This is a genomic window from Streptomyces massasporeus, assembly GCF_014648995.1.
Classification (GTDB): Bacteria; Actinomycetota; Actinomycetes; order Streptomycetales; family Streptomycetaceae; genus Streptomyces; species Streptomyces massasporeus.
Window position 1 is genome coordinate 215,972 of the sequence record NZ_BMSE01000013.1, and the last position, 25,410, is coordinate 241,381.

A 25,410-nucleotide genomic window follows, 5' to 3' on the forward strand; every position below is an offset into this window, starting at 1 on the left:
AATGACGTCCCTGGGATCCGTGAGGAGCAGCCCTACGAGCGTAGGCGCCGTCCGGCACCTGTCACCGCACCTCGATGAACGCCTCGGCGTCCCGCCCGGGACGGGGCCGCGGTTCCTCCGCCGGATGCCCGACCGCCACCGCCCCCATCGGGTCCCAGTCCGCGGGCAGATCCAGCACCTCGCGCACCACGTCCCGGCAGAACATCGTCGACGACACCCAGGCCGACCCCAGCCGCTCCCCGGCCAGCGCGACCAGGAGGTTCTGCACGCCGGCACCCGTGGCGACCACGAACATCTCCCGCTCGGCGCCGTCCCGCCGCGGGTCGCCGTAGGTGTGCGAGCCGTCCATGACCAGGCAGGGGACGACGAGGTACGGCGCGTTGCGCAGGACGTCCCCGCGCCGGACCCGCTTGGCGATGGACTCCTCGCTCTTGCCGTCCCGGCGCAGATCGGCGATCCAGGCGTCCTTCATGGCGTCGAGCAGCCGTGTCCGCGATTCCTCCGACTGCAGCAGGACGAACCGCCAGGGTGTCGTGTGGTGCGGGGCCGGTGCCGTCACGGCCGCGGCCACGGCCCGCCGTACGGCATCCGCGTCGACGGGCTCGTCGGTGAAGGACCGGACCGTACGCCGCTGGGTCACGGCCAGCCGTACCGCCTCGGAGGTGCCGAGGCGGAACATGTCGTCGCGCGCGCCGCGGACCATGGCCCGCGCGCCCTCGCCGCGGTCGCCCTCCGCCACCAGGTGCGGAAGCCCGCGCACCACGGCGACGGGCAGTCCCGCGGCCTTGCCCTTGACCAGGTCGCCGGCCGCGGCGAGTTCGTCGGCCGTGGCGACGACGGTGGCGCTGAGCGGATTGCCGTACGCGTCCGTGCCGCCGCGCAGATCGTCGAGCACGCGCACTCCGGCGGCGCCGATCGCGACGTCCGTGAGCCCGGCTCGCCAGGGCCGCCCGAACGTGTCGGTGACGACGACGCCGACGTCCACCCCGAGGGCGTCCCGCAGCCCGTCCCGGACGGCGCGGGCGGAGGCGTCCGGGTCCTCGGGCAGCAACAGCACCGTCCCGGAGGGGGTGTTGGACGCGTCCACCCCGGCCGCGGCCATGATCAGGCCCTGCCGGTTCTCGACGATCCGCAGGGCGCCGCGCCGGGCCACCACCCGGACCGTCTCCGCGTCGATCGCGGCCTCCCGATCGGCGGCCCGGACGATCCGTCCCTCCGCCTTGGACACGATCTTCGAGGTGACGAGCAGCACGTCCCCATCGGCCAGGCCGGGCTCGGCGGCCGCGATCAGCTTGGCCAGGTCGTCCCCGGGCGCGACCTCCGGTATGCCGCCCACGGCCCACACCCGGTACCCGCCGGCGCCCCGCTCCTCGCCGGTGACCTCGACAGACACGTCGGGGGAGGAATCAGCGCTCACGCCCCCCGCACCTCCTCGGCCAGAGCCAGCGCCTCCTGGGCCATCCGCGCGGTCGCGTCCGTGTCACTCATCATCAGCGGCACGGCCCGGCAGCGGATCCCGGCCGCCTCGACCTGCTCCACCGCGCCCGCGTCCACCGAGTCGACGAGCCAGCCGTCCAGCAGGCCCGAGCCGTAGTGCTCGGCCACCGCCGTCGCGGTCGACTCGACCCCCACGGCGGCGAGCACCTTGTCGGCCATGCCCCGCACGGGCGCGTCACCGACGATGGGGGAGAGGCCGACGACCGGCACCCCGGCGTCGGCGATCGCCTCCCGGATCCCGGGCACGGCGAGGATCGTGCCGATCGACACGACCGGGTTGGACGGCGGGAAGAGGATCACGTCCGCCTCGGCGATGGCCTCCAGGACGCCCGGCGCGGGCTTCGCCTGGTCGGCGCCCACCGGCACGACGGCCCGGGCGGGCACCGAGGCGCGCAGCCGCACCCAGTACTCCTGGAAGTGGATCGCCTTGGTCTCGCCGTCCATCTCGACGGCCACATGGGTCTCGACGCGGTCGTCGGACATGGGGATCAGCCGCACGCCCGGCTTCCAGCGGTCGCACAGCGCCTCCGTCACCGCGCTCAGCGGGTACCCGGCGCCGATCATCTGCGTCCGCACGATGTGCGTGGCGAAGTCCCGGTCGCCGAGGCCGAACCACTCGGGCCCGACGCCGTACGCCGCGAGCTCCTCCTTGAGGTGGAAGGTCTCGTCGGCGCGACCCCAGCCCTGCTCCTCGTTGATGCCGCCGCCGAGCGTGTACATCACCGTGTCGAGGTCCGGGCAGACCTTCAGCCCGAAGAGGTGGATGTCGTCCCCGGTGTTGCCGATGACCGTGATGTCCGCGTCCGGGACGGCCTGCTTCAGACCACGCAGGAACCGGGCACCGCCGATGCCGCCTGCCAGAACCACAATGCGCATGGGAGCCAGTCTTGCAGGCGCCTACGACAACCGGTCGGCGGCTTCGACAACCGGTCGGCGGCTTCGACGACGGCCGGCGGTCTCGGCGACCGGCCGGCACTCGCGGACCGGTCAGGCGGTCAGCGCACCCGGCACCGTGCGGGCCTCGCAGTGCGGGGCCGTGTGCATCGGCATCTCGGTGAGGCCCGGGTAGTAGACGTGCAGGCTCACCGCCGGCTCCAGCGCGTCGTTGACGACTTCGTGCACGTACCCCGGCGCGAACACGCGCTGCGCGCCCGCCCGCAACGCGCGCGTGCCCCGCTCCGTGCGCTCGGTCAGCGTGCCGTCCAGAACGGTCAGCACACCGGAGGAGCGGCCGTGGTCGTGCAGTCCGCTGCCCTGTCCGGGCACCCAGGACAGCAGCCACACCTCGTAACCGGGTCCGGTGCGCAGCCGGTGGTACCAGCGGCCGGCCGCGTCGTAGCGGACGAGGTGCTCCCACTGGGAGCGGTCCTCGGCGATCGAGCGGGCCAGTCCGACGAACTCGGCGACGGTGGCCGGGTGCTCGCGCGGGGTCTGGAGGAGGTGGGTGACTTCGAGGATGTCGCCGGCGATCTGGAGGTCGCTGTCGCTGTTCATGGGGTGCGTGGTTCCTCAGTGAAAGAAGGTCAGAGGGAACGGGAGCCGAGATGCGGGTGGCTCGGCCTTCAGCTGGAGCAGGTGTGGCTCAACAGCTGGAACAGCGACAGCTACAGCGAGCGCGGGCAGCACCGTGGGACCCGGCGGTGCGGGTCGAGGTGAGCGCCAAGTTCGCGAGCATGCCCACAAGGACACCGGTTCACACCTTCACTGTCAACTCGACACCCGGTATGTGGGATGTGGTTCACCTCATCCGGTCGATCGCTCAGATGAAAGGTTTGTTCATGGCCCGCCCGGGACACATGGCGTCCAACCGGGCGCACAAACCCCGTTGCGTACTCGTGATCCGACTGTGATCCGTTTCGCTTCGACGTGCGTGTCGGAACGAGATCGAACTCCTGGGCGTCCTTCTCCGTACAGGTCTGCGAGGGGTCCGTCGGAAGGGGTGAGCCCTCAGGGGCTCCATCTGTGTGTCAGGTTTTATGGTGATTTGAACACTTTCCGCATGGGCTTGGTTCCGCAGAGTGAATAAGGGGCTCAATAGCAGATCTCGGCTTGACTCGCCCGGAGCAGCACACTTGTAATTTCACTCGTGTCGTTCAGCCGGAATCGGTAACGGCTAGATCACGGGGACGCGAAGACAGACGAGGGGCGCACATGACCGAGACGGTGCAGCAACTGCTGGTCGACGACGCGGACGAGGAACTCGGCTGGCAGGAGCGCGCGCTGTGCGCCCAGACCGACCCCGAGTCCTTCTTCCCCGAGAAGGGCGGCTCGACCAGGGAGGCCAAGAAGGTCTGCCTCGCCTGCGAGGTCCGCTCCGAGTGCCTCGAGTACGCCCTCGCCAACGACGAGCGATTCGGCATCTGGGGCGGCCTGTCCGAGCGGGAGCGCCGCCGGCTGAAGAAGGCCGCCGTCTGACCCCCCACCCCTCTTCGTGAACGGCCCGTCGCCCGTGGGTCATCCACAGGCGGCGGGCCGCCTTCCGTGCAGCCGATAGTGTGGTCGCTCGTCCGAGACGCCCCGCCGCCCCCACCGGGCGCAGGCGTCCACCGCAGTCCACCGAACCGGGGCCCGTACCTCGATGTCCGTGCACAGCCACTCGGCAGCTCATCACGACACCGCTGCCACAGCCGTGTTTGATCCGGCCCGCCCGCCCGAGTTCCCGCGTCACGTGGTGACCGCGGTCCTCGTCTCCCACGACGGCGCCCGCTGGCTGCCCGACGCGCTCGCCGGACTGCTCGGCCAGGAGCGGCCCGTCCAGTACGCGATGGGGGCCGACACCGGCAGCGCGGACGCCTCCGCCCAGCTGGTCACCGACGCCCTCGGCGCCGACCGCGTGCTGCACCTCGCCCGCCGTACCGGCTTCGGCCAGGCCGTCGAGGAGTGCGGCCGCGTCGCCCCGGTCCTCACCCCGGACGAGCTGCCGTACCTGAAGCGCCCCAGCGGCTGGGACCCGGTCACCCGCTCGTGGCGCGACGACGCCTACGACCTGCCCGAGCTGCCGCACGGCGAGCCGGTGCAATGGCTGTGGCTGCTGCACGACGACTGCGCCCCGGACCCGGACGCCCTGGCCCAGCTGCTGCGGGTCGTGGAGAACGAGTACGAGCTGGGCCGCGAGGACGTGGCCGTCGTGGGCCCCAAGCTCCGCGGCTGGTACGACCGGCGGCAGCTGCTGGAGGTCGGCGTCTCCATCGCCAACTCCGGCCGCCGCTGGACCGGCCTGGACCGCCGCGAACAGGACCAGGGCCAGCACGACCACGTCCGGCCCGTGCTGTCCGTGTCCACCGCCGGCATGCTCGTGCGCCGCGACGTCTTCGAGCAGCTCGGCGGATTCGACCGCCACCTGCCCCTCATGCGCGACGACGTCGACCTGTGCTGGCGTGCCCACGCCGCCGGCTACCGCGTCCTGGTCGCCCCCGAGGCGGTCGTCCGGCACGCCGAGGCGTCCAGCCGCGAGCGCCGCACGGTCGACTGCATGGGCCGAACGGCGGCCTCGCCGCACAAGGTCGACAAGGCCGGCGCCGTCTACACCCTGCTCGTCAACTCGCGTACGGCCGTGCTCCCCTGGGTGATGCTGCGGATCGTGCTCGGCACCCTGCTGCGCACCGTGGCCTACCTCGTCGGCAAGGTCCCCGGGCAGGCCGTCGACGAGATCCGCGGCCTGATGGGCACCCTGCTCCGGCCCGAGCGGATCCTCGCCGGGCGTCGCGGCAGAGGCGCACCCCAGATCGACAAGGGCGAGCTGCGGGCGCTGTTCCCGCCGCCCGGCGCGACCGTCCGCGTCACCGTCGAGCAGGTCGCGAGCAGCCTCGTCGGCCGCTCCGACCCGGAGGTCGCGGCCGGCGCCGGACGGCACGGCAGCGCCGTCGAGTCGGGCCCCGGCGGCGACGACGCCGACTTCCTGGAGATCGAGCAGTTCGCCCGGCTCAAGCGCATCGCGCGCAAGCCCGGCCCGGTCCTCTTCCTGGTGCTGCTGCTCGTCTCCCTGGTCGCCTGCCGCCAGCTCCTCGGCGGCGGCGCGCTCGCGGGCGGCGCCCTGCTGCCCGCCCCCGCCGACTCCGCCGAGCTGTGGTCGCGCTACCTGGACGCCTGGCACCCGGTCGGCGCCGGCGGCACCTCATCGGCGCCGCCGTACGTCGCGCTCGTGGCGATGCTGGCGTCCCTGCTGTTCGGCTCGACCGGCCTGGCCGTCACGGTCCTGCTCGTCTGCTCGGTGCCGCTGGCCGGCGTCGCCGCCTACTTCGCCTCCCGCCCGCTCGTCGAGTCCCGGCTGCTGCGCGCCTGGGCGGCCGTCGTCTACGCCTTCCTGCCCGCCGCCACCGGCGCCCTTGCCGGCGGCCGCATCGGCACCGCCGTCCTGGCCGCGCTGCTGCCGCTCATCGCCCGCGCGGGCATCGCGGCCGGCGGCCTGACGAACTCCTCCGGCTCCCGCGGCAGCTGGCGCGCCACCTGGGCCTACGCGCTGCTGCTGACCATCACCACGGCCTTCACACCGATCGTCTGGCCGATCGCGCTGCTCCTCGGCGTCGGACTGCTGGTGCTGCGCCGGAGCGACATCACGGCCTACGGGCTGCGGTTCCTCGCCCAGCTCGGCACCCCCCTGCTGCTCCTCGCGCCCTGGTCGCTCACGCTGCTCCCGTTCGGCTTCCTCAAGGAAGCGGGCCTCGCGTACGGCCCCTCGGCGGCCTCCGCCGTCGACCTGCTCGGCGCCAGCCCGGGCGGCCCCGGCACCGTCAGCGGCCTCATGCTCATCGGCATCGTGCTCGCCGCCCTCGCCGCCCTGGTCCGCTCGGAGCGCCAGTCGGGCATCTGGACGGCCTGGGCGGTCGCCCTGGTCGGCTTCGTCTTCGCGATCCTGTCCAACAACTCCACCTGGGCCGGCCCGGCGACCCTCGTCTACGGCATCGCCCTCCTGGCCGCCGCCGCGCTCGGCGCCGACGGGGCACGCGCGCGGGTGGCGGAGCAGAGCTTCGGCTGGCGCCAGCCGGTCGCCGTGCTGATCGCCTTCGCCTCGGCCGCCGGTCCGCTCCTCATCGCCGCCGGCTGGATGATCCGCGGCGCCGACGGCCCTCTGGAGCGGCGCGACCCGATCCAGGTCCCCGCGTTCGTCGCCGAGGAGAGCGGCACCCGCGACCAGGCCCGCACCCTCGTCCTCGACAGCGACTCCGGCGCCCACGTCGGCTACATGCTCGTCCGCGGTTCCGGCGCCCGCCTCGGCGACGGCGAGATCGCCGCGGCCGACGGCGAGAACGGCAGGCTCGACAAGGTCGTCGCCAACCTGGTCGCGGGCTCCGGCGCCGACCAGGCCGACCAGCTCGGTGGTTTCGCCGTGCGCTACGTCTTCGTCCACCAGGGCGCGCCCCGCGAGGTCACCCGCGTCCTGGACGCCACGCCCGGTCTGACCCGGCTCAGCCAGCAGGCCGGCGGTGCGCTGTGGCGCGTCAACCGGGAGGTCGCGCGCGCCACGATCGTCCCCGCCTCCGGCACCCCGCAGCCCGTCGCCGCCGGGCCCGTCGACATCCGCACCACGATCCCGACCGGCGCGGGCGGACGCGTGCTGCGCCTCGCCGACGCGGCCTCCGACGGCTGGTCCGCCACGCTCGACGGCAAGCCGCTGACCCGCACCACGGTCGACGGCTGGGCTCAGGGCTTCGAACTCCCCGCCACCGGCGGCCGGCTGGACGTCACCTACGACGACCCGGTCGGCCACACGGCCTGGCTGTGGGCCCAGGGCCTCCTCGCCGTCGTCCTGGTCGTGCTCGCCCTGCCCGGCCGGCGCCGCGACATCGACGACGACCTCCCCGAGGAGCCGGCCGTCCCGGCCCAGGCCGTCGCAGGCGAGGGCCGCCGCGCCCGCCGCCTGCGCGCCCAGGCGGAGGCCGAGGCCGAGGAGACTCCAGGACCCGAGGAGTTCCCGCCCCCGCCCCCGGAGCAGCCGCCGGCGGCGCTGCCCCAGCAGCAGAACTACGGGGAGTGGGACAACGCCGGCTACCAGGCCGGCGAGTACGCGGGTTACGGCGACCAGTACCAGAACGCCCAGTACCCGGCGGACGCCTACGGGCAGCAGTACCAGGCGGACCCCTACCAGGGCGGCCAGTACGACCCGTACGCGTACGGGGGACAGGGGCAGAACCCGCCGTACGACCAGCAGGGCTACGACCAGACCTACCAGCAGGGCTACGGCACGTCGTACGACCCGGCGCAGCAGCACCACCCCCACGGCACGGGCAGTGAGCGTCCCGACGGGAGCCAGCAGTGAACCGCACCACCCTGTCCCTGATCGCCGGCGCGACCGCGCTCGCCGCCGTCACCGGCTTCGCCGCGCTGTCCGCCCCGGACGCCCCGGGCACGGACACCGCCGCCGAGGCGGCTGCCCAACTGCCCGTGGAGCGCACGAGCCTGCTGTGCCCGGCGCCCAGTACGTCCGACCTCGCCGAGACGTCCTACACCTCCTTCACGCCCGTCACGAAGGGCACCGGGAGCGGCGGCAAGGCCGAACTCCGGGAGGCCGACGAGGAGTCGGCCGACGCCCCGGCCGACGGTGATGGCGAGGACAAGGGCAACGGCAAGGGCAAGGGAAAGGACGGCGGGAAGTCCGGCGAGGACAAGCCCGCGAAACCCGTGCTGACTCCCAAGGAGCCCGGCAAGCCGGTCACCGGCGACAGCTCCGGCGGCGACGCACCCGCCCTCGTCGGCACCGCGGACGGCAGGTTCGCGCCGGGCTGGACCGTCCAGGAGACGACCGAGGTCGCCGCGGGGACCGGACGCGGCCTCCAGGGCGTCAACTGCACCGCCCCGGACACCGACTTCTGGTTCCCCGGCGCCAGCACGGACGCCGACCGCACCGACTACGTCCACCTGACGAACCCCGACGACTCGGCCGCCGTGGTCGACATCGAGCTCTACGGCAAGGACGGCGCCCTGAAGTCCGCGGTGGGGGAGGGCATCACCGTCCCGCCGCACTCCAGCGAGCCGGTCCTGCTGTCCACCCTCACCGGCGAGCGGCAGACCAACCTCACGGTGCACGTCAACGTCCGCAGCGGACGCGTCGGCGCCGCCGTGCAGGCCCTGGACGACAAGCTCGGCGGCGACTGGCTGGCCGCGTCCACGGACCCGTCGGGCAGCCTGGTCCTGCCCGGCATCCCCAAGGACGCCACGTCCGTGCGCCTGGTCGCCCTCACCCCCGGCGACGCCGACGCGGACCTGAAGGTGCGCCTGGCCTCCCCCTCCGGGCTGATCACCCCGGCCGGGCACGAGACGGTGCACGTCAAGGGCGGCATGACCACAGCCGTCGACCTGGGCGACGTCACCCGCGGCGAGGCGGGCTCCCTGGTGCTGACCCCGACGGACCGGTCCGTGCCGGTCGTGGCGGCCCTGCGGGTCGTACGCGGCAAGGGCGACAAGCAGGAGACGGCGTTCGTCCCGGCCACCCGCCCCGTCGGCACGCGCGCGACGTCCGCCGACAACAGCGGCAAGGGCAGCACCCTGTCCCTGACGGCCCCCGGCGCCGCCGCCACGGTCAAGGTCACGGCCTCGGCCGGCAGCGAGGGCGGCACTCCGGTGTCGAAGACGTACACGATCAAGGCCGGCACGACCCAGGACATCGAGCCCCCGGCCCCCGGCGGCCTGAAGGGCACCTACGCGCTCACGGTCGAGACGGTGTCGGGCGGCCCGGTCTACGGGGCCCGCACCCTGACGGCGAACGAGGACGGCGTCCCCGCCTTCACCGTGCAGACACTGCCGGACGACCGGGGCACGGTGGCGGTGCCGGAGGCTGACGAGGACCTGTCGGTTCTCCAGCGGTAGGGCTGCCGGCCGGAGGGGGCCCGTCGATCGAAGCGGGCCCGTCGGCCGGAGCGGGTCCGCCGGACGGTGTCCGTCCGGCGCCGGTCCTCCTAGCCCTGGTCCTCGCCGTACCGCGGATCCACCGTCTCCGGCGTCAGCCCGAGCAGCTCGGCGACCTGCTCCACGACGACCTCGTGCACCAGTGCCGCCCGCTCGTCGCGTCCCTTGGTGCGGATCTCGACCGGCCGCCGGTAGACGACCACGCGCGCGGGGCGGCCCTCATGCGCGCTGATCGTGCCGCCGAGCGGAACGGCCTCGTCGTTCCACGCCTGGCCGGGCCCGTCGAGCCGTGGCACCTCAAGGACCAGGAAATCGATGTCGGCGAGCTGCGGCCACCGCCGCTCCAGGCGCTCCACGGAGTCCTGCACCAGATCGGCGAACGCCTCCGCGCGGCTCGCGGCGAGCGGCACCTGCGGCGGTGCGATCGGGCCGCGCATGCCCCGTCCGTGGCGATCACGACGGCGGGGCCCGGGGGCGGCGGCACGGGGCGTTACGGGCTTGTCCATCACTGGTGAAGGGTAGTCCCCGTCGCGTCCCCGCGCCCGGCACCGCACGGCGGCACGGACGGCTTCCGGCCGCGTCACATGGCATGTCGTTACATGACCATTCAAGCCAAGGTTGGGCTCAAATCCGTATCCCGCCGAGACCGGTGACCTCACGGCAATTGGGGGTTTTGTGACGACTGTTGACCGCTTGAGGGATCGTTCGACACCTCGGACGGTGATGTCCTGCGAGGTCAGGAAGGTGCGCTCACAAGGGTGTGTGGGGTGTTTCACAGCACGACACGGGGGAGTGACCTGATGGAGAGTCGTCGCGGCCCGCTCAAGAGTGCGGTACCGTCCAACGTCGTGAGCCCTGTACGTCGCTGTTCGCGCACCGCTTGCGGCCGTCCCGCCGTCGCGACGCTGACGTACGTCTACGCCGACTCGACCGCGGTCCTCGGCCCGCTCGCCACCTACGCCGAACCCCACTGCTACGACCTGTGCGCCGAGCACTCCGAGCGCCTCACCGCCCCGCGTGGCTGGGAGGTCGTCCGGCTCCTCGACGGCTCGGCCCCGGCACGCCCCAGCGGGGACGACCTGGAAGCGCTTGCGAACGCCGTGCGTGAGGCGGCCCGCCCCCAGGAGCGGGCGGCCGAGGCGGGCGGGGGCCGCGGGGCCGACCCGCGGGAAGTCGCGCGACGCGGGCATCTGCGCGTCCTGCGTTCGCCCGACAACTGACCGCCCCTCTCGGTTTCTCCATGTGTGTACCCATTGACGCGTGCTTGGCGCGGACATGACCATTCCGTTGTGAGGCTGCGAGAAATCGCTTTCGCATGACGGAAACCGGGGAGGCGCCCGTGTACGTCCAGGAGCTGGAACCCGTCGCCGGCTCGCTCGGCCTGTCCGCCCTGGTGGCGGCCCTGCCCCTGGTGATCGTCCTGGTCCTGCTCGGCGGCGTCCGCATGAAGGCGCACCTGGCGGGCCTGACCGGCCTCCTCGCCGCCGTCCTCGTGGCCTGGCTCGCCTACGGCATGCCACTCGGCCAGACCCTCTCCAGCGGCGCCCAGGGCGCCGTCTTCGGCCTCTTCCCCATCCTGTGGATCGTCGTCAACGCCCTGTGGGTGTACCGGATGACCGTCCGCACCCGGCACTTCGACATCCTGCGCCGGTCCTTCGGGCGGCTGTCCGACGACCCGCGCATCCAGGCCCTCGTCATCGCCTTCTGCTTCGGGGCGCTGCTGGAGGCGCTCGCCGGCTTCGGGGCGCCCGTCGCGATCAGCGCGGTGATGCTGGTCGCCCTCGGCTTCGAACCAGTGCGTGCGGCCATCGTCGCCCTGGTCGCCAACACCGCGCCCGTGGCCTTCGGCGCGATGGGCACGCCGGTCGTCACGCTCGCCCAGGTGACCGGACTGCCCCTGGACTCCGTGGCGTCCGTGGTGGGCCGTCAGACGCCGCTGCTGGCACTCGTCGTGCCCCTGGTGCTGGTCTGGCTCGTGGACGGCCGGCGCGGCCTGCGCGAGACCTGGGTGCCCGCCCTGGCGTGCGGAGTCGCCTTCGCCGTCGCCCAGTTCGCCGCGTCCAACTACGTCTCCGCCCAACTCGCCGACATCGGCGCCGCCCTGGCCGGTGCGGGTGCCCTGGTCGCCGTACCACGCGCGCGGGTGCCCGCCGCCGAGTCCGTGCGCGCCTCCGTGCTGACCGGCGCCCGCAGCGAAGAACTCGACGAGGAGGACCCGCCCCGCGAGGTCCTGCGCGCCTACGCCCCCTACGTGCTGATCGTCGTGATCTTCTCCGTCGCGCAGATCCCGCCCGTCAAGGACTGGCTCGCCCGGACCACCCAGACCTTCGACTGGCCCTTCCTGGACGTCGCCGGCCCGGACGGCGAACCGGTCGGCGGCAACGTCTTCAGCTGGCCCGTCGTGTCGACCGGCGGCACTCTCGTCCTGCTCGCCGGGATCCTCACGGCCGCCGTCATCGGGGTCCACGCGCGCGTGGCGGTCAGAGAGTGGCTCGCGACCGTCCACGAACTGCGCTTCGCGATCCTCACCGTGACGTCCGTCCTGGCCCTCGCCTACGTCATGAACCTCTCCGGGCAGGCGGCGACCATCGGCCACTTCGTGGCGGCGGCCGGAGCCGGGCTCGCGTTCCTGTCGCCCGTCCTCGGCTGGTTCGGCGTCGCCGTGTCCGGCTCGGACACCTCCGCCAACGCCCTCTTCGGCGCCCTCCAGGTCACCGCCGCCCGCGAGTCCGGACTCTCGCCGGAGCTGCTGGCCGCCGCCAACAGCTCCGGCGGCGTCCTCGGCAAGATGATCTCCCCGCAGAACCTCACGATCGCCTGCGCGGCCGTGGGACTCGCGGGCCGCGAGGGCGACTTGCTGCGCAAGGTGCTGCCGTGGAGCCTGGGCCTGCTGCTGGTGATGTGCCTGATCGTGGTCGGCCAGAGCACCCCGGCCCTGGGTTGGATGCTGCCCTGACCTGAGGTTACGGCTGGGGGTCTTCCGGGCGTCCGCCCGGCGCGTTGTCGGTGGGCGAGGGTAGTTTGGGCGGACCGACAGTACTTTTTCAGGAAGGTTGGCCGTGGCTGCTGATCTGTCGCAGGTCGTGAAGGCGTACGACGTACGCGGGGTCGTCCCCGACCAGTGGGACGAGTCCCTGGCCGAGCTCTTCGGAGCGGCCTTCGTGCGGGTCACCGGCGCGAGCGCCATCACGACGGGGCACGACATGCGGCCCTCCTCGCCGGGCCTGTCGCGTGCCTTCGCGCGCGGGGCGGCCGCCCTGGGCGCCGACGTGACGGAGATCGGCCTCTGCTCGACGGACCAGCTGTACTACGCCTCGGGCGCGCTGAACCTCCCGGGCGCCATGTTCACCGCCTCCCACAACCCGGCGCGGTACAACGGCATCAAGATGTGCCGCTCGGGCGCCGCCCCGGTCGGCCAGGACACCGGCCTGGCGGAGATCCGTGAACTGGTGGAGGGCTGGAGCGAGTCGGGCGCGCCGGAGCCGGCCGCGAAGGCGGGCACCATCACCGGCCGCGACACGTTGTCGGACTACGCGGCCCACCTGCGCTCCCTGGTCGACCTGACCGCCATCCGCCCCCTGAAGGTCGTCGTCGACGCCGGCAACGGCATGGGCGGGCACACCGTCCCCGAGGTCTTCGCCGGCCTGCCCCTGACCCTGGTGCCGATGTACTTCGAGCTCGACGGCACCTTCCCCAACCACGAGGCCAACCCCCTCGACCCCGCCAACCTCGTCGACCTGCAGAAGCGGGTCCGCGAGGAGGGCGCCGACCTGGGCCTCGCCTTCGACGGCGACGCCGACCGCTGCTTCGTCGTCGACGAGCGCGGCGAGCCGGTCTCCCCGTCGGCGATCACCGCCCTGGTCGCCTCCCGCGAACTGGCCCGGCACGGCGGCAAGGGCACGATCATCCACAACCTGATCACCTCCTGGTCGGTCCCCGAGGTGGTCGAGGAGAACGGCGGCAGCCCGGTCCGCACCCGCGTGGGCCACTCCTTCATCAAGGCCGAGATGGCCCGCACCGGCGCGATCTTCGGCGGCGAGCACTCCGCGCACTACTACTTCCGCGACTTCTGGAACGCCGACACGGGCATGCTGGCCGCCCTCCACGTCCTCGCGGCCCTCGGCGGCCAGGACGGCCCCCTCTCCTCCCTCGTCGCCCAGTACGACCGCTACGCCGGCTCCGGGGAGATCAACTCCACGGTCGCCGACCAGCAGGCCAGCCTCGCCGCGATCCGCGCCGCGTACGGGGCCCGCGAGGGCATCACCCTCGACGAGCTCGACGGCCTCACGGTCTCCTCCGCCGACTGGTGGTTCAACGTCCGCCCGTCCAACACGGAGCCGCTGCTCCGCCTGAACGCGGAGGCGCGCGACGCCGAGACGATGGCCCGGGTGCGCGACGAGGTGCTGGGGATCATCAGGGGCTGAGGCCCCGCCGCCACCGGCGGTAACCTGACCAGGCACGACCCCAAGCGCCCGCACCTCGAAGGAACCCCTATGCCCCTCGAATCCGGCCTCCTCGAGATCCTCGCCTGCCCGGCCTGCCACGCCGCCCTCACGGAGCAGGACACCGAACTGATCTGCACCGACACCAGCTGCGGCCTGGCCTACCCCGTCCGCGACGGCATCCCCGTCCTGCTCGTCGACGAGGCCCGCCGCCCCGCGTGACCGCCGGGGGCGCACGCACCCCCGTGACACTCCGGTGCACATAGCCCCCGGCACAGCGGGCACGATCCAGGACACCCTCACAACGGACCCCGGCGATGGGAAGCTGCCGCCCATGCTCGACGAATCGCTGCTCGACTCCCCGGAGGGCCTCGCCGAGGCCGACCACCGCGGACTGCTCCGCGGCGCCGCAGAAGCGGGCGCCCGCGTCCGAACCGCGGCCCGCCACGCCGCCGAGGCGGGCGTCAACGACATCAAGCCGGACGGCCGCCCCCGCGCGGTGCTCATCGCCGGCCCCGGTGCCGCCGCCACCCACGCCGCCGACCTCATCGGCACGCTCGCCGGCGCCGGCAGCCCGGTCATCCGCCTCGCCCCCACCGGCGTCGCCCCCGCCGCGGGCGCCCTGCGGTGGGAACTACCCGGCTGGGTCGGCTCCGTGGACCTCCTGCTGATCACCACTCCGGACGGCACCGAACCCGGCTTGTCCCTGCTCGCCGAGCAGGCCTACCGCCGGGGCTGCACCGTCGTGGCCGTGGCTCCCGCCCGTACCCCGCTCGCCGAAGCCCTTGCCGGTGTGCACGGTCTGTTCGTCCCCGTGGCGACCGCCCCGTACGACCAGGAGGAGCCCCTCGCCGCGTCGGCCCCCGGCGTCCTGTGGGCGCTGCTCACCCCGCTCCTCGCGCTCCTGGACCGCACGGGCGTGCTCGCCGCCCCGCCGGACGCCCTCGGCAAGGTCGCCGACCGCCTCGACCTCGTCGCCGAACGCTGCGGCCCGGCCATCGCCACGTACAGCAACGCCGCCAAGACCCTGGCCTCCGAACTGTCCGACGCGCTCCCGGTCGTCTGGACCGAGGGCGTCTCGGCAGGCCCGGCCGGCCGGCGCTTCGCCGCGGCCCTCGCCGAACTGTCCGGCACCCCCGCGGTCGTCGCCGAACTCCCCGAGGCGCTCGCCGCCCACGGGGCCCTGCTCGCCGGCCCCCTGGCCGCCAGCGCCGACCCCGACGACTTCTTCCGCGACCGCGTCGAGGAAGCGCCCGCCCTGCACGCGCGCGTGGTCCTGCTCCGCGACCGCCCCATCGGCGGCCTCACCGCCGCCCCCGGCGCCCGCGAACTCGCCCTCAGCCACGACACACCGATCAGCGAGCTCGAACCGGAGGCCGGCGGCGAACTGGAGACCCTCGCGGAACTGATCGCCATCACGGATTTCGCCGCGGTTTACCTGGCGCTCGCTTCGAGGGCCTGATCTTGCCCGGGACAGCCTGACGCGCCCGCACCCCGCACACCCAGAGAGAACGCCATGGACCGCCTCGACAACACCGTCCGCCCCTACGCCTGGGGTTCCCCGACCGCCATCCCGCAGCTGCTCGGCGTCGAGCCGACCGGCGAGCCGCAGGCGGAGATGTGGATGGGCGCCCACCCGGGCGCACCCTCGCGCACCGACCGGGGCACGCTCGTCGAGGTCGTCGACGCCGACCCCGAGAAGGAACTCGGGCCCGCCGCCGTCGCCAGGTTCGGCCCCCGGCTGCCCTTCCTCCTCAAGATCCTCGCCGCGAGCGCCCCGCTGTCCCTCCAGGTCCACCCCGACCTCGCGCAGGCCAAGGAGGGCTACGCGGACGAGGAGCGGCGCGGCATCCCCGTGGACGCCCCGCACCGCAACTACAAGGACGCCAACCACAAGCCCGAACTGATCTGCGCCCTCACCGAGTTCGACGGCCTGTGCGGCTTCCGCGACCCGCTGGAGGCCGCGGCCCTCCTCGACGACCTCGGCGTCGACTCCCTCAAGCCCTACGTCGACCTGCTGCACGCCCACCCCGAGGACGCCGCCCTGCGCGAGGTCCTCACGGCGATCCTCACCGCCGACCCCGACGAGATGTCCCGCACCGTCGCGGAAGCGGCCGCCGCCTGCGACCGCCTCGGCGGCGCCTACGCCCCCTACGCCGACATCGCCCACCACTACCCGGGCGACCCCGGCGTCATCGCCGCGATGCTGCTCAACCACGTCCGGCTCCAGCCCGGCGAGGCCCTCTACCTGGGCGCCGGCGTGCCGCACGCCTACCTCGACGGCCTCGGCGTCGAGATCATGGCCAACTCCGACAACGTCCTGCGCTGCGGTCTGACCCCCAAGCACGTCGACGTCCCCGAACTCCTGCGCATCGTCCGCTTCCTCCCCAGCGACCCCGGCGTCCTGCGCCCCGAGGCCTCCCCGGACGGCGAGGAGGTCTACGAGACCCCCATCGACGAGTTCCGCCTCTCCCGCTACGTCCTCCCCGAGGCGGGCGCCGCCCACGACCTCACCCGCCCGACCCCGCAGATCCTGCTCTGCACGGCCGGCACCGTCCGGGCCGGCGAACACGACCTGACCCCCGGTGAGTCCGTCTTCGTCCCCGCCGGCGAAAAGGCCGAAGTGTCCGGAACGGGAACGCTTTTCCGGGCCACCGTCATCGCCTGACCGTTTCGACGGCCCCGTGCCGGTGACCTGACTCACCGCTGTCGCGGCGGGCTGCAACAATGGCCCACCGTCAAGCACGGGCAAAGCCACGGGCGCGCACCAAGGCGGGCGTCCGGGCTCAGGAACGGCGTACGAAGGGACAACGCGGACATATGAGCGCGTCAGGCGGAACCAAGGCGATCGTGGCGGCACTGGCCGCCAACCTCGCCATCGCGGTAGCGAAGTTCGTGGCGTTCCTCTTCAGCGGCTCGTCATCGATGCTCGCCGAGTCCGTCCACTCCCTCGCCGACTCCGGCAACCAGGCACTGCTCCTGGTCGGCGGCAAGAAGGCGAAGCGCGAGGCCACCCCGGAACACCCCTTCGGCTACGGCCGCGAGCGCTACATCTACGCCTTCCTCGTCTCCATCGTCCTCTTCTCGGTCGGTGGCATGTTCGCCCTCTACGAGGGCTACGAGAAGATCAAGAACCCTCACGAGCTGACGCACTGGTACTGGCCCGTCGGCGTCCTCGTCTTCGCGATCATCGCCGAGAGCTTCTCCTTCCGCACGGCCATCAAGGAGTCCAACCCCCTGCGCGGCGGCCGCTCCTGGAAGGACTTCGTCCGCCACGCCAAGGCCCCCGAGCTCCCCGTCGTCCTCCTGGAGGACCTCGGCGCCCTCGTCGGCCTCATCCTCGCGCTCGGCGGCGTCGGCCTCGCCCTCCTCACCGGCGAGAGCGTCTGGGACGGCATCGGCACCCTCTGCATCGGCATCCTGCTCATCCTGATCGCCCTGGTCCTCGCCGCCGAGACCAAGTCCCTGCTGCTCGGCGAGTCGGCCGGCCTCGAGGAGACCCGGAAGATCGAGGCCGCCGTCGTCGACGGCGACACCGTCACCCGCATCATCCACATGCGCACCCTCCACCTCGGCCCCGAGGAACTCCTCGTCGCCGCCAAGATCGCCGTCCAGCACGACGACACGGCCACCGAGATCGCGGCAGCCATCGACGCCGCCGAGGCCCGCATCCGCGACGCCGTCCCGATCGCCCGCGTGATCTACCTCGAGCCGGACATCTACAGCGAGCGCGAAGCCGCCAAGGGCCCCGACCCCGAGGCCACGCCCGGGGGACCCACGCCGAGCGACGCCGGACACTGACGTCTGCGAGAAGCACCGCACGAACGCCCCTGGGGCCCGCCGAACCACGTCGGCGGGCCCCAGGGCTTCACGGGGGCTTCGTCCGCGGCCGGGTTCACAGGTTCGTGTCCCCGAGGCCAAGGTCCTCAGATCCGCACGGCCCACGGCGGCGGGGACGCCGTCGCGATCCGCGCCCGTCGCCGTACGACCACGGCGGCGATCCCCAGCCCCACCCCGGTCGGCACCGCCAGGGCACCGAGCACCCTCGCCGACCCGAGCACCACCGGCACGGTGTGGTCATCGAGTCATCGATCACGCGTCCCCGGATCACCGACTCCGGCCGTGTCCCGCCCCGTCGTCGAGGAGGGCCCGCGCGTCGCGGGCGTTCGCGCGATGGCCGCCCAGCACGACGAGCCGACCTCCCAGCCCCGTCCCTTGCCGGGCATGCGTTCCTCCCCGTGCGGCCCATCCGCGGCGCAGAGCGCAACGGCTTCCCGCAAGGGGCACGGCCGGGGTCCGCACCCGGTGTCGGACGCGGACCCGCCGCCCGCTATCCGATGTCGCGCAGCACTCCGAGCAGAGTGTCTGCGTCCGACGCGGCCAGCAGCCGCTCCCGGAACCCGACGTCCATCAGCTTCCGCGACAGCAACGCCAGGATCCGCAGATGCTCGTCACCCGCGGCCGCTTCCGGCACGGCGATCATGAACACCAGCTTCGCCTTCGTACCGTCCAGCGATCCCCATTCGACGCCCTCCGCGGACCGCGCGAAACCGACGACCGGCTCCGTCACCGCATCCGTCTTGGCGTGCGGTATCGCGATGTCGTCGCCGAGCCCGGTCGTACCCTGCGCCTCCCGCCGCAGCGCACACGCCACCAGCTCCTCCACGTCCGCGACCCTGCCGGTACGAGCCAGCAGCTCACTCATCTGCCGGATCGCGGACTCCTTGTCGCCCGCACCGAGTTCGACCTGCACGGTCTGCCGGGTGAGGTAGCCGGAGAGCACCTCGCCCACGCCGACCTCCTCGGCAGGAGCAGCCGCGCTCGCGGGAGCCACCGTCTCCTCGGAAGACGCGGGCGCGCCGACCGGCTCTGCCGCGCGTACGGTCCGCTCCGCCACGACCTCCCCGCCGCCCGGCGCTCCGGCTCCCACGCCGACCAGGGCCGGCTCGGGCCCGGCCACCGCGCCGGCTTCGCCGACTGCCTCCCCGCGCCGCCCGCGCTCGCTCAGGTCGAGCAGGGCGACCGTGACCAGCGCAGTGACGACCGAGCCGATCACCACGGCCACGAAGAACATCGGCACCCCGCTCACCGCGCCCAGCACGGCCACGATCGGCCCGCCGTGCGGCACCGCGTCCTCGACCCCGGCGACCCCCGCGATCGCACCGGCGACCGCGCCACCCAGCATGTTGGCGGGGATGACCTGCGCGGGGCGCGCCGCCGCGAACGGGATCGCACCCTCGGAGATGCCGAAGCACCCCATGAACAGTGCGGCGAACCCGGTCTCCCGCTCCTGCTCGGTGTACAGCCGCTTCCGTATCAGCGTGGCCAGGCCCTGCCCCAGCGGCATGACCGGGATCGCGGCCGCGCACATGCCCATGACCGTCTGATTGCCGGTCGCGATGAGGCCGGCCCCGAACAGGAACGCCGTCTTGTTGACCGGCCCGCCCATGTCGAACGCGATCATGAGCCCCAGAATCGCGCCGAGCACGACGGCACTGGCACCGGTCATCCCGCTGAGCCAGTCGGTCAGGTGCTCGAACACCCAGGAAATCGGCTTGCCGATGACGTAGATGAAGAACAGCCCCAGGGCCGTGGTCGCCACGATCGGGATCACGATGATCGGCATGATCGGCTGCGCGAACTTCGGGACCTTGACCTTCTTGATCCACAGCACCAGATACCCGGCGAGGAACCCGGTCACGATCGCCCCGATGAAGCCGGCGCCCGCCTTGGAGTCGTACAGCTCACCGGTGTTGGCGATCCAGCCACCGATCATGCCGGGCACGAGAGCGGGCCGGTCCCCGATGGCGTACGCGATGTAGCCGGACAGGATCGGCACCATCAGCGTGAAGCCGATGACGCCGATGTTGTTCACATCCATCCAGAAGGAGTCCTTCGGGATGACCAGACCGCCCGACGGGTCGGTGTGCCCGCCGATCGAGAGCGACATCGCGATCAGCAGCCCGCCGACCACGACGAACGGGATCATGTAACTGACCCCGTTCATGAGCGCCTTGTATCCGACGCTCCGCTCCTTGCCGCCACCGGCCGCGGGGGCCGTAGGGGCGCCCCCTTCGGTGTGCACGGGCGCCGACAGCACCCGCTCGATCAGCTGCTCGGGGTGGCGAATGCCCTCGGCGACCCCGACCGTCAGGACCCGCTTGCCGGCGAAGCGGCTCAGGTCCACGTCCTTGTCCGCGGCGACGATGACGCCGTCGGCGTGCTTGACATCGTTGTCATCGAGGACGTTTTCAGCCCCGATGGATCCCTGCGTCTCCACTTTCATGTCGATGCCGCGGCTCTCGGCAGCCTGAGCGAGCTTCTCGGCCGCCATGTACGTATGGGCGATGCCGGTCGGACAGGCGGTCACCGCGAGCAGCCTCAACCGCTGCTGCTCGCCATCGCCGCTGCCCGTGGGGGGAGGGCCGGCCGGACTGGTCACGTCGATCTCCTAACGCCTTTGTCATGCGGAACCGGCGTCCCGGACGCCCCGCAGGATCGATCAGCTGTTCAGAACTCCCGGGCATCCTGCACCACCTCGCTCCAGACGCAAAGGCCAGAAGATCCCTGCTCATCCCGTTTCGACACCTCCTGCCGCCGCCTTCGTTGGTGTCCTGTTATCGCTCCCGCCCTCGATGACACGCCCCGCCGCCCCTCTGCCGCGGTCCCGCAGAGGCCGGTGCCCCGCGCGCGCCACCGCCTCCATGGCGAGATCCGTTCGGAGGCGGACTGGGGGCGGCCCGGCCTCCCGGTGTAGCTTGGGACGGAGCCAGACGTCGCTGCTGATGGCGGTCGGGCGGTCCCTCCGCGGACCGGCCGAGGGAGAGAGGGCCTCCGACGGACTGCGCTGCGCGTACGCGGGCATGCCTGTGTCCTCTTTCGGGCACCCCTGTGTCCGCCGCCGCGCAGACCAGCCGTACCCACCTCGCCCCAACCCCGAGGAGCAGCTCGCAATGACGACTGTCGAGAACCGACAGGACTTCAAGGTCGCCGACCTCTCCCTGGCCGCGTTCGGCCGCAAGGAGATCACCCTCGCCGAGCACGAGATGCCGGGCCTGATGGCGATCCGCAAGGAGTACGCCGAGGCACAGCCCCTGGCCGGCGCCCGTGTCACCGGTTCCCTGCACATGACCGTGCAGACCGCCGTGCTCATCGAGACCCTGGTCGCCCTCGGCGCGCAGGTCCGCTGGGCCTCCTGCAACATCTTCTCCACCCAGGACCACGCGGCCGCCGCCATCGCCGTCGGCCCGAACGGCACCGTGGACAACCCCCAGGGCGTCCCGGTCTTCGCCTGGAAGGGCGAGACCCTGGACGAGTACTGGTGGTGCACCGAGCAGGCGCTGACCTGGTCGGACAGCCCCACCGGCGGCCCCAACATGATCCTGGACGACGGCGGCGACGCCACCCTCCTCGTCCACAAGGGCGTCGAGTACGAGAAGGACGGCAAGGTCCCCTCGCCCGACACCGCCGAGTCCGACGAGCACCGCGTCATCCTCGAGCTGCTGACCCGCACCCTGGGTGAGAACCCCCAGAAGTGGACCCAGCTGTCCTCGGAGATCCGCGGCGTCACCGAGGAGACCACGACCGGCGTCCACCGCCTGTACGAGATGCAGCGCGACGGCGTCCTCCTGTTCCCGGCGATCAACGTCAACGACGCCGTCACCAAGTCGAAGTTCGACAACAAGTACGGCTGCCGCCACTCGCTCATCGACGGCATCAACCGCGCCACCGACGTCCTCATCGGCGGCAAGACCGCGGTCGTCTTCGGCTACGGCGACGTCGGCAAGGGCTGCGCGGAGTCCCTGCGCGGACAGGGCGCTCGCGTGATCGTCACCGAGATCGACCCGATCTGCGCCCTCCAGGCCGCGATGGACGGCTACCAGGTCGCGACCCTGGAAGACGTCGTCGAGACGGCCGACATCTTCATCACCACGACCGGCAACAAGGACATCATCATGGCCTCGGACATGGCCAAGATGAAGCACCAGGCCATCGTCGGAAACATCGGCCACTTCGACAACGAGATCGACATGGCCGGCCTCGCCAAGATCCCCGGCATCGTCAAGGACGAGGTCAAGCCGCAGGTCCACACCTGGACCTTCCCCGACGGCAAGGTGATCATTGTCCTGTCCGAGGGCCGCCTGCTGAACCTGGGCAACGCCACCGGCCACCCGTCGTTCGTGATGTCCAACTCCTTCGCGGACCAGACCCTGGCCCAGATCGAGCTGTTCACCAAGCCCGACGAGTACCCGACCGGCGTCTACGTGCTCCCCAAGCACCTCGACGAGAAGGTCGCCCGCCTCCACCTCGACGCGCTCGGCGTGAAGCTGACGACCCTGCGCCCCGAGCAGGCCGAGTACATCGGCGTGCAGGTCGAGGGCCCGTTCAAGCCGGACCACTACCGCTACTGAGCCGAGCAGCACCGCTGCCGCGTTCGCAGCCGGTCGGATCTCCGAGGCAGGCCCCCGCACCCCCGTGCCGGGGGCCTGCCCCGTTCGACGGGCCGGCGGCGACCGGCCCAGCCCGTCAAAACCCAGGACCCCCATGCCCCGCGGCCGCTATTCGCTCCACGATCCGCACGATCACACCCCCCTCGCAGAAGAACACTTCCAGTGCGCCCCCGGACCCTCCGGCTGGCGCTACGTCTCCCAGCTGACCACCCCCGCAGGCGATCACCACGGCTCCGTCGACCTCACCCTCGACGAACTGGGCCGCCCCATCCGCCTCGAACTCCACGCCGCCGCCTGGCAGGTCCGCGGCGCCGCCCTCGACGGAGTCACCTGGGTCCGCACCGACCCCACCGGGACCGACGCCACCGAAGGCAATGTGCGCGCCCACGCCTTCACCGGCACCTCCCCGGCATTCCTCGTCGCCACCGCCCGACTCCTGCGCCTCACCCCCTCCGCAGCGGCCACCCGCGTACGCCTCGTCGCCTTCACGGATCCGGTCCTCGCCCCACGCACCGTGGACCAGTCCTGGGCCTTGGTGAAGAGCGAAACACACGCCACTGACAACGGCCCCCTGGCCGTGGACGAATACCAGGTCACAGCGCTGGACACGGGCGAGCAGCACACCGTGCACATCGCCGGGGACGTGGTCCTCTCTGCCCCTGGCATCGAACTCGAAGACCTGGAATCACCGCCGTCGGTGTTCCCCTGAACAGACAGCCACGCCGGATCGGCGGGCCCCGGGCTCCACTAGGCCGGCGGCACGAACCCGGTACCGGGTCGATCTCCCGCCGAGCCCGCCGGTGACTCCGAGGGCCGCTCCACAGCGGACGGCTCGGAGACCACCTCAGGCGTTCCGACCGGCGGTCCGTAGACAGAGGGAGTCCCGCCACGAGCCTCGGGCGAGGCCGCTGGACCGTTCGTCACCGGGACGGCGGCGGGCGTGGCCGCCCGGGCCGCATCGCCTCCGAAAGCCCGCCGGGCCTCCCGCGCCTGCCGTTCCTGCACGACGGCCGCCAGATACGCCGCCGGCGGCACACCCTGCGGCACCGGAGCCCCCGTACGCTCCGCCAGATCCGACGCCAGCCGCTCCGCCATCGACCAGCCCACCTGCGGATCCAGCTGTTGCATGCGCGTCAGGTACTGCCGGACGGCGAGCCACAGTCCGTCGGGCACCGCCGACAGATCGAGCCCCGAGAACCGTCCCGCCAGCCACGGCGGAGGAGGCGGCACGAATCCGGTCCGCGTGACCGGAATCCGCTCCCGCACGACGAGCGTCCCCGCGAACACATCCCCCAGCCGCCGCCCACGCGCCGACACGAACGAGGCGATGCAGGCGACGACCCCGAAGGTCATGAGGATCTCGATCACCCCGATCAAGCCCCTCACCAGCGCATGCCGGAAGCGGATCGGCCCGCCGTCGTCCCGCACGACACGCAGGCCGCACGCCATCTTCCCCAGCGACCGCCCGTGACTGAGCGTCTCCACCGCGATCGGCCCGCCCACCAGTACGAGAACGAACGTCGCGATCGACAGCGCCGTCTGCGCCGCCTCGTCGAGCGAGGCCGTGGACGTCACCAGCACGATGGTCACCGCGACGTAGACCGCGATCGCCGCCACCAGATCGAGCAGCACGGCCAGCGCCCTGCTGGGCAGCCTCGCGGGGCGCAGCTCCAACGCCACTGCCTCGCCCGTCACCAGCTCACTCACGCCCGCCGTCCTTCCCCTGCCCTGCCCCCGACAGGGCCAGTCTGCCAAGCTGAGGGCGCATCGCACCGTAGTACGACAAGCTGATCCACGACGAGCCTCCGACGACCCAGCCGAGGAGCAGGCACACCGATGGACCTCGACGTCTTCGTCTCCGCCCACCGAGCGGAGTGGGACCGCCTCGAAGCCCTCCTCCGCCGCCAGCGCCGCCTCAACGGCGCCGAGGCCGACGAACTCGTCACCCTCTACCAGCGCACGGCGACGCACCTCTCCCTGATCCAGTCCAGCGCCCCGGACCCGCAACTGACCGGACGGCTGAGCCAACTCGTGGCACGCGCGCGTAGTGCCGTGACAGGCACCCGACGCGCCTCCTGGCGAGACGTCACCCGCTTCCTGGCCCAGGGCTTCCCCGCGGCCGTGTACAAGGCACGCCACTGGTGGGTGCCCACAGCGCTCCTGTCGACGGCCGTCGCCGCCCTCCTCGGCTGGTGGATCGGCACGCACCCCGAAGTCCAGGCCTCCATCGCGGCCCCCAGCGAACTCCGCGAGCTCACCCGCCCAGGCGGCCAGTACGAGACGTACTACTCCAGCCACCCGGCCGCCAGCTTCGCCGCGCAGGTCTGGACGAACAACGCCTGGGCCGCCGCCCTGTGCCTCATCCTGGGCGTGTTCCTCGGACTGCCGGTCCTCTGGATCCTCTTCCAGAACATGCTCAACCTCGGCGTCGGCATCGGCCTGATGTCCTCGGCCGGCCGCCTCGACACGTTCCTGGGCCTGGTCCTCCCGCACGGCCTCCTCGAACTGACCGCCGTCTTCGTCGCAGCCGGCACCGGCCTGCGCCTGGGCTGGACGCTCATCGACCCCGGCCCCCGGACGCGGCGCAACGCTCTCGCGGAAGAGGGCCGAGCCGCCATAGGCATGGCCATAGGCCTCGCCCTCGTCCTTTTCGTCTCCGGCGCCATCGAAGGCTTCGTCACCCCGTCCGGCCTCCCCACCTGGGCCCGCATCACCATCGGCATCGCCGCTGAAGTGGCCTTCCTGGTCTACGTCTACGTCCTGGGCGGCCGAGCCGCCCGCGCGGGAGAGACCGGCGACGTCGACGCAGCGGAACGCAGCGCGACCGTCCCCACAGCCGCCTGATCGTTGGCCCGACCGCCGGATGTGCAACCACCGCCGTTCAGCTGCTAGTGTCCTCTTCGCCCCACAGGAGCCGTTGACACGGCAAGTGAGGGGAGGTAGATTTGAACAGTTGTCTGGAGATGGGCTCTAGTCCCAGACCAGCGAGAGTGAACGTCTATCTGCTTCTTGAAACGCTGATTTCATTGAAGCCTCTCCCGATGATTCGGAAACGAACGGCCGGTCAATCCGGCCCAGAACTTCTGATAAAGTCGGAACCGCCGGAAAGGGAAACGCGAAAGCGGGAACCTGGAAAGCACCGAGGAAATCGGATCGGAAAGATCTGATAGAGTCGGAAA

Annotated in this window: 21 protein-coding genes; 13 read left to right on the plus strand and 8 right to left on the minus strand. The window is 72.2% G+C overall.

Annotated features, from left to right (window positions below; translation table 11 throughout):
- Nucleotides 1-61: 61 nt before the first annotated feature.
- The 3 genes from IE153_RS26745 to IE153_RS26755 all read right to left on the minus strand — a co-directional run bounded on the left by IE153_RS26745 (nt 62) and on the right by IE153_RS26755 (nt 2,991).
- Nucleotides 62-1,393, minus strand: a complete 1,332-nt coding sequence (locus tag IE153_RS26745) for a coenzyme F420-0:L-glutamate ligase (protein ID WP_189592378.1) — start codon at nt 1,391-1,393, stop codon at nt 62-64.
- Nucleotides 1,394-1,413: 20 nt separating this feature from the next.
- The gene (gene cofD / locus IE153_RS26750; protein ID WP_097217003.1) at nt 1,414-2,373 is read right to left on the minus strand and encodes a 2-phospho-L-lactate transferase; all 960 of its coding nucleotides are present in this window, start codon (nt 2,371-2,373) and stop codon (nt 1,414-1,416) included.
- A gap of 111 nt (nt 2,374-2,484) precedes the next feature.
- Entirely contained in the window at nt 2,485-2,991 is a 507-nt protein-coding gene (locus tag IE153_RS26755) for a cysteine dioxygenase (protein ID WP_189592353.1), read from the minus strand.
- A gap of 657 nt (nt 2,992-3,648) precedes the next feature.
- Between IE153_RS26755 and IE153_RS26760 the strand changes: the two genes are divergently transcribed.
- The 3 genes from IE153_RS26760 to IE153_RS26770 all read left to right on the plus strand — a co-directional run bounded on the left by IE153_RS26760 (nt 3,649) and on the right by IE153_RS26770 (nt 9,300).
- The gene (locus tag IE153_RS26760; RefSeq protein ID WP_010034659.1) at nt 3,649-3,912 is read left to right on the plus strand and encodes a WhiB family transcriptional regulator; all 264 of its coding nucleotides are present in this window, start codon (nt 3,649-3,651) and stop codon (nt 3,910-3,912) included.
- 163 nt (nt 3,913-4,075) lie between these two features.
- Nucleotides 4,076-7,753 carry a glycosyltransferase family 2 protein gene (locus IE153_RS26765; RefSeq protein WP_189592354.1) on the plus strand — a complete coding sequence of 1,226 codons (3,678 nt, stop codon included), beginning with the start codon at nt 4,076-4,078 and terminating at the stop codon, nt 7,751-7,753.
- Entirely contained in the window at nt 7,750-9,300 is a 1,551-nt protein-coding gene (locus IE153_RS26770; RefSeq protein WP_189592355.1) for a DUF5719 family protein, read from the plus strand. The genes IE153_RS26765 and IE153_RS26770 overlap by 4 nt, the downstream gene beginning before the upstream one ends.
- Nucleotides 9,301-9,389: 89 nt before the next feature.
- Here the strand turns inward: IE153_RS26770 and IE153_RS26775 are convergent, their stop codons facing one another.
- Nucleotides 9,390-9,845, minus strand: coding sequence for a metallopeptidase family protein (locus IE153_RS26775; RefSeq protein ID WP_189592356.1), 456 nt, complete (start codon nt 9,843-9,845; stop codon nt 9,390-9,392).
- A gap of 294 nt (nt 9,846-10,139) precedes the next feature.
- On the opposite strand from IE153_RS26775, the gene IE153_RS26780 reads away from it, so the two are divergent.
- From IE153_RS26780 to IE153_RS26810, 7 genes are all read left to right on the plus strand, one after another.
- Nucleotides 10,140-10,559 carry a DUF3499 domain-containing protein gene (locus IE153_RS26780; protein WP_189592357.1) on the plus strand — a complete coding sequence of 140 codons (420 nt, stop codon included), beginning with the start codon at nt 10,140-10,142 and terminating at the stop codon, nt 10,557-10,559.
- A gap of 119 nt (nt 10,560-10,678) precedes the next feature.
- The gene (locus IE153_RS26785) at nt 10,679-12,295 is read left to right on the plus strand and encodes an L-lactate permease (RefSeq protein ID WP_189592379.1); all 1,617 of its coding nucleotides are present in this window, start codon (nt 10,679-10,681) and stop codon (nt 12,293-12,295) included.
- Nucleotides 12,296-12,398: 103 nt separating this feature from the next.
- Nucleotides 12,399-13,763: a phosphomannomutase/phosphoglucomutase gene (locus tag IE153_RS26790; RefSeq protein ID WP_189592358.1), complete on the plus strand. Its 1,365-nt coding sequence runs from the start codon at nt 12,399-12,401 to the stop codon at nt 13,761-13,763.
- Between the two features lie 69 nt (nt 13,764-13,832).
- Nucleotides 13,833-14,003: a Trm112 family protein gene (locus IE153_RS26795; RefSeq protein WP_189592359.1), complete on the plus strand. Its 171-nt coding sequence runs from the start codon at nt 13,833-13,835 to the stop codon at nt 14,001-14,003.
- Nucleotides 14,004-14,115: 112 nt separating this feature from the next.
- Complete coding sequence (locus tag IE153_RS26800) at nt 14,116-15,243, plus strand: SIS domain-containing protein (RefSeq protein ID WP_189592360.1); 1,128 nt, start codon at nt 14,116-14,118, stop codon at nt 15,241-15,243.
- A 54-nt stretch (nt 15,244-15,297) separates the two neighbouring features.
- Nucleotides 15,298-16,449 carry a mannose-6-phosphate isomerase, class I gene (manA, locus tag IE153_RS26805; protein WP_189592361.1) on the plus strand — a complete coding sequence of 384 codons (1,152 nt, stop codon included), beginning with the start codon at nt 15,298-15,300 and terminating at the stop codon, nt 16,447-16,449.
- Between the two features lie 152 nt (nt 16,450-16,601).
- Entirely contained in the window at nt 16,602-17,582 is a 981-nt protein-coding gene (locus tag IE153_RS26810; protein ID WP_189592362.1) for a cation diffusion facilitator family transporter, read from the plus strand.
- Nucleotides 17,583-17,707: 125 nt separating this feature from the next.
- On the opposite strand, the gene IE153_RS26815 is transcribed toward IE153_RS26810, so the two are convergent.
- Together IE153_RS26815 and IE153_RS26820 are read right to left on the minus strand one after the other, a co-directional pair.
- The gene (locus IE153_RS26815) at nt 17,708-17,851 is read right to left on the minus strand and encodes a hypothetical protein (protein WP_189592363.1); all 144 of its coding nucleotides are present in this window, start codon (nt 17,849-17,851) and stop codon (nt 17,708-17,710) included.
- Nucleotides 17,852-18,111: 260 nt separating this feature from the next.
- Nucleotides 18,112-20,223: a PTS fructose transporter subunit IIABC gene (locus IE153_RS26820; RefSeq protein WP_308432208.1), complete on the minus strand. Its 2,112-nt coding sequence runs from the start codon at nt 20,221-20,223 to the stop codon at nt 18,112-18,114.
- A 511-nt stretch (nt 20,224-20,734) separates the two neighbouring features.
- Between IE153_RS26820 and ahcY the strand changes: the two genes are divergently transcribed.
- A complete protein-coding gene (ahcY, locus tag IE153_RS26825; RefSeq protein ID WP_189592364.1) occupies nt 20,735-22,192 on the plus strand; it encodes an adenosylhomocysteinase in 1,458 nt (485 codons plus the stop codon).
- A 133-nt stretch (nt 22,193-22,325) separates the two neighbouring features.
- Entirely contained in the window at nt 22,326-22,940 is a 615-nt protein-coding gene (locus IE153_RS26830; RefSeq protein WP_189592365.1) for a hypothetical protein, read from the plus strand.
- A 38-nt stretch (nt 22,941-22,978) separates the two neighbouring features.
- Here IE153_RS26830 and IE153_RS26835 read toward each other — a convergent pair whose 3' ends face one another.
- A complete protein-coding gene (locus IE153_RS26835) occupies nt 22,979-23,938 on the minus strand; it encodes an RDD family protein (protein WP_189592366.1) in 960 nt (319 codons plus the stop codon).
- A gap of 129 nt (nt 23,939-24,067) precedes the next feature.
- Here IE153_RS26835 and IE153_RS26840 point away from each other — a divergent pair, with 129 nt between their 5' ends.
- Nucleotides 24,068-25,075, plus strand: a complete 1,008-nt coding sequence (locus IE153_RS26840; RefSeq protein ID WP_189592367.1) for a stage II sporulation protein M — start codon at nt 24,068-24,070, stop codon at nt 25,073-25,075.
- 126 nt (nt 25,076-25,201) lie between these two features.
- On the opposite strand, the gene IE153_RS41795 is transcribed toward IE153_RS26840, so the two are convergent.
- The coding region (locus tag IE153_RS41795; protein ID WP_229829178.1) for a hypothetical protein at nt 25,202-25,410 on the minus strand (209 nt) is incomplete at its 5' end.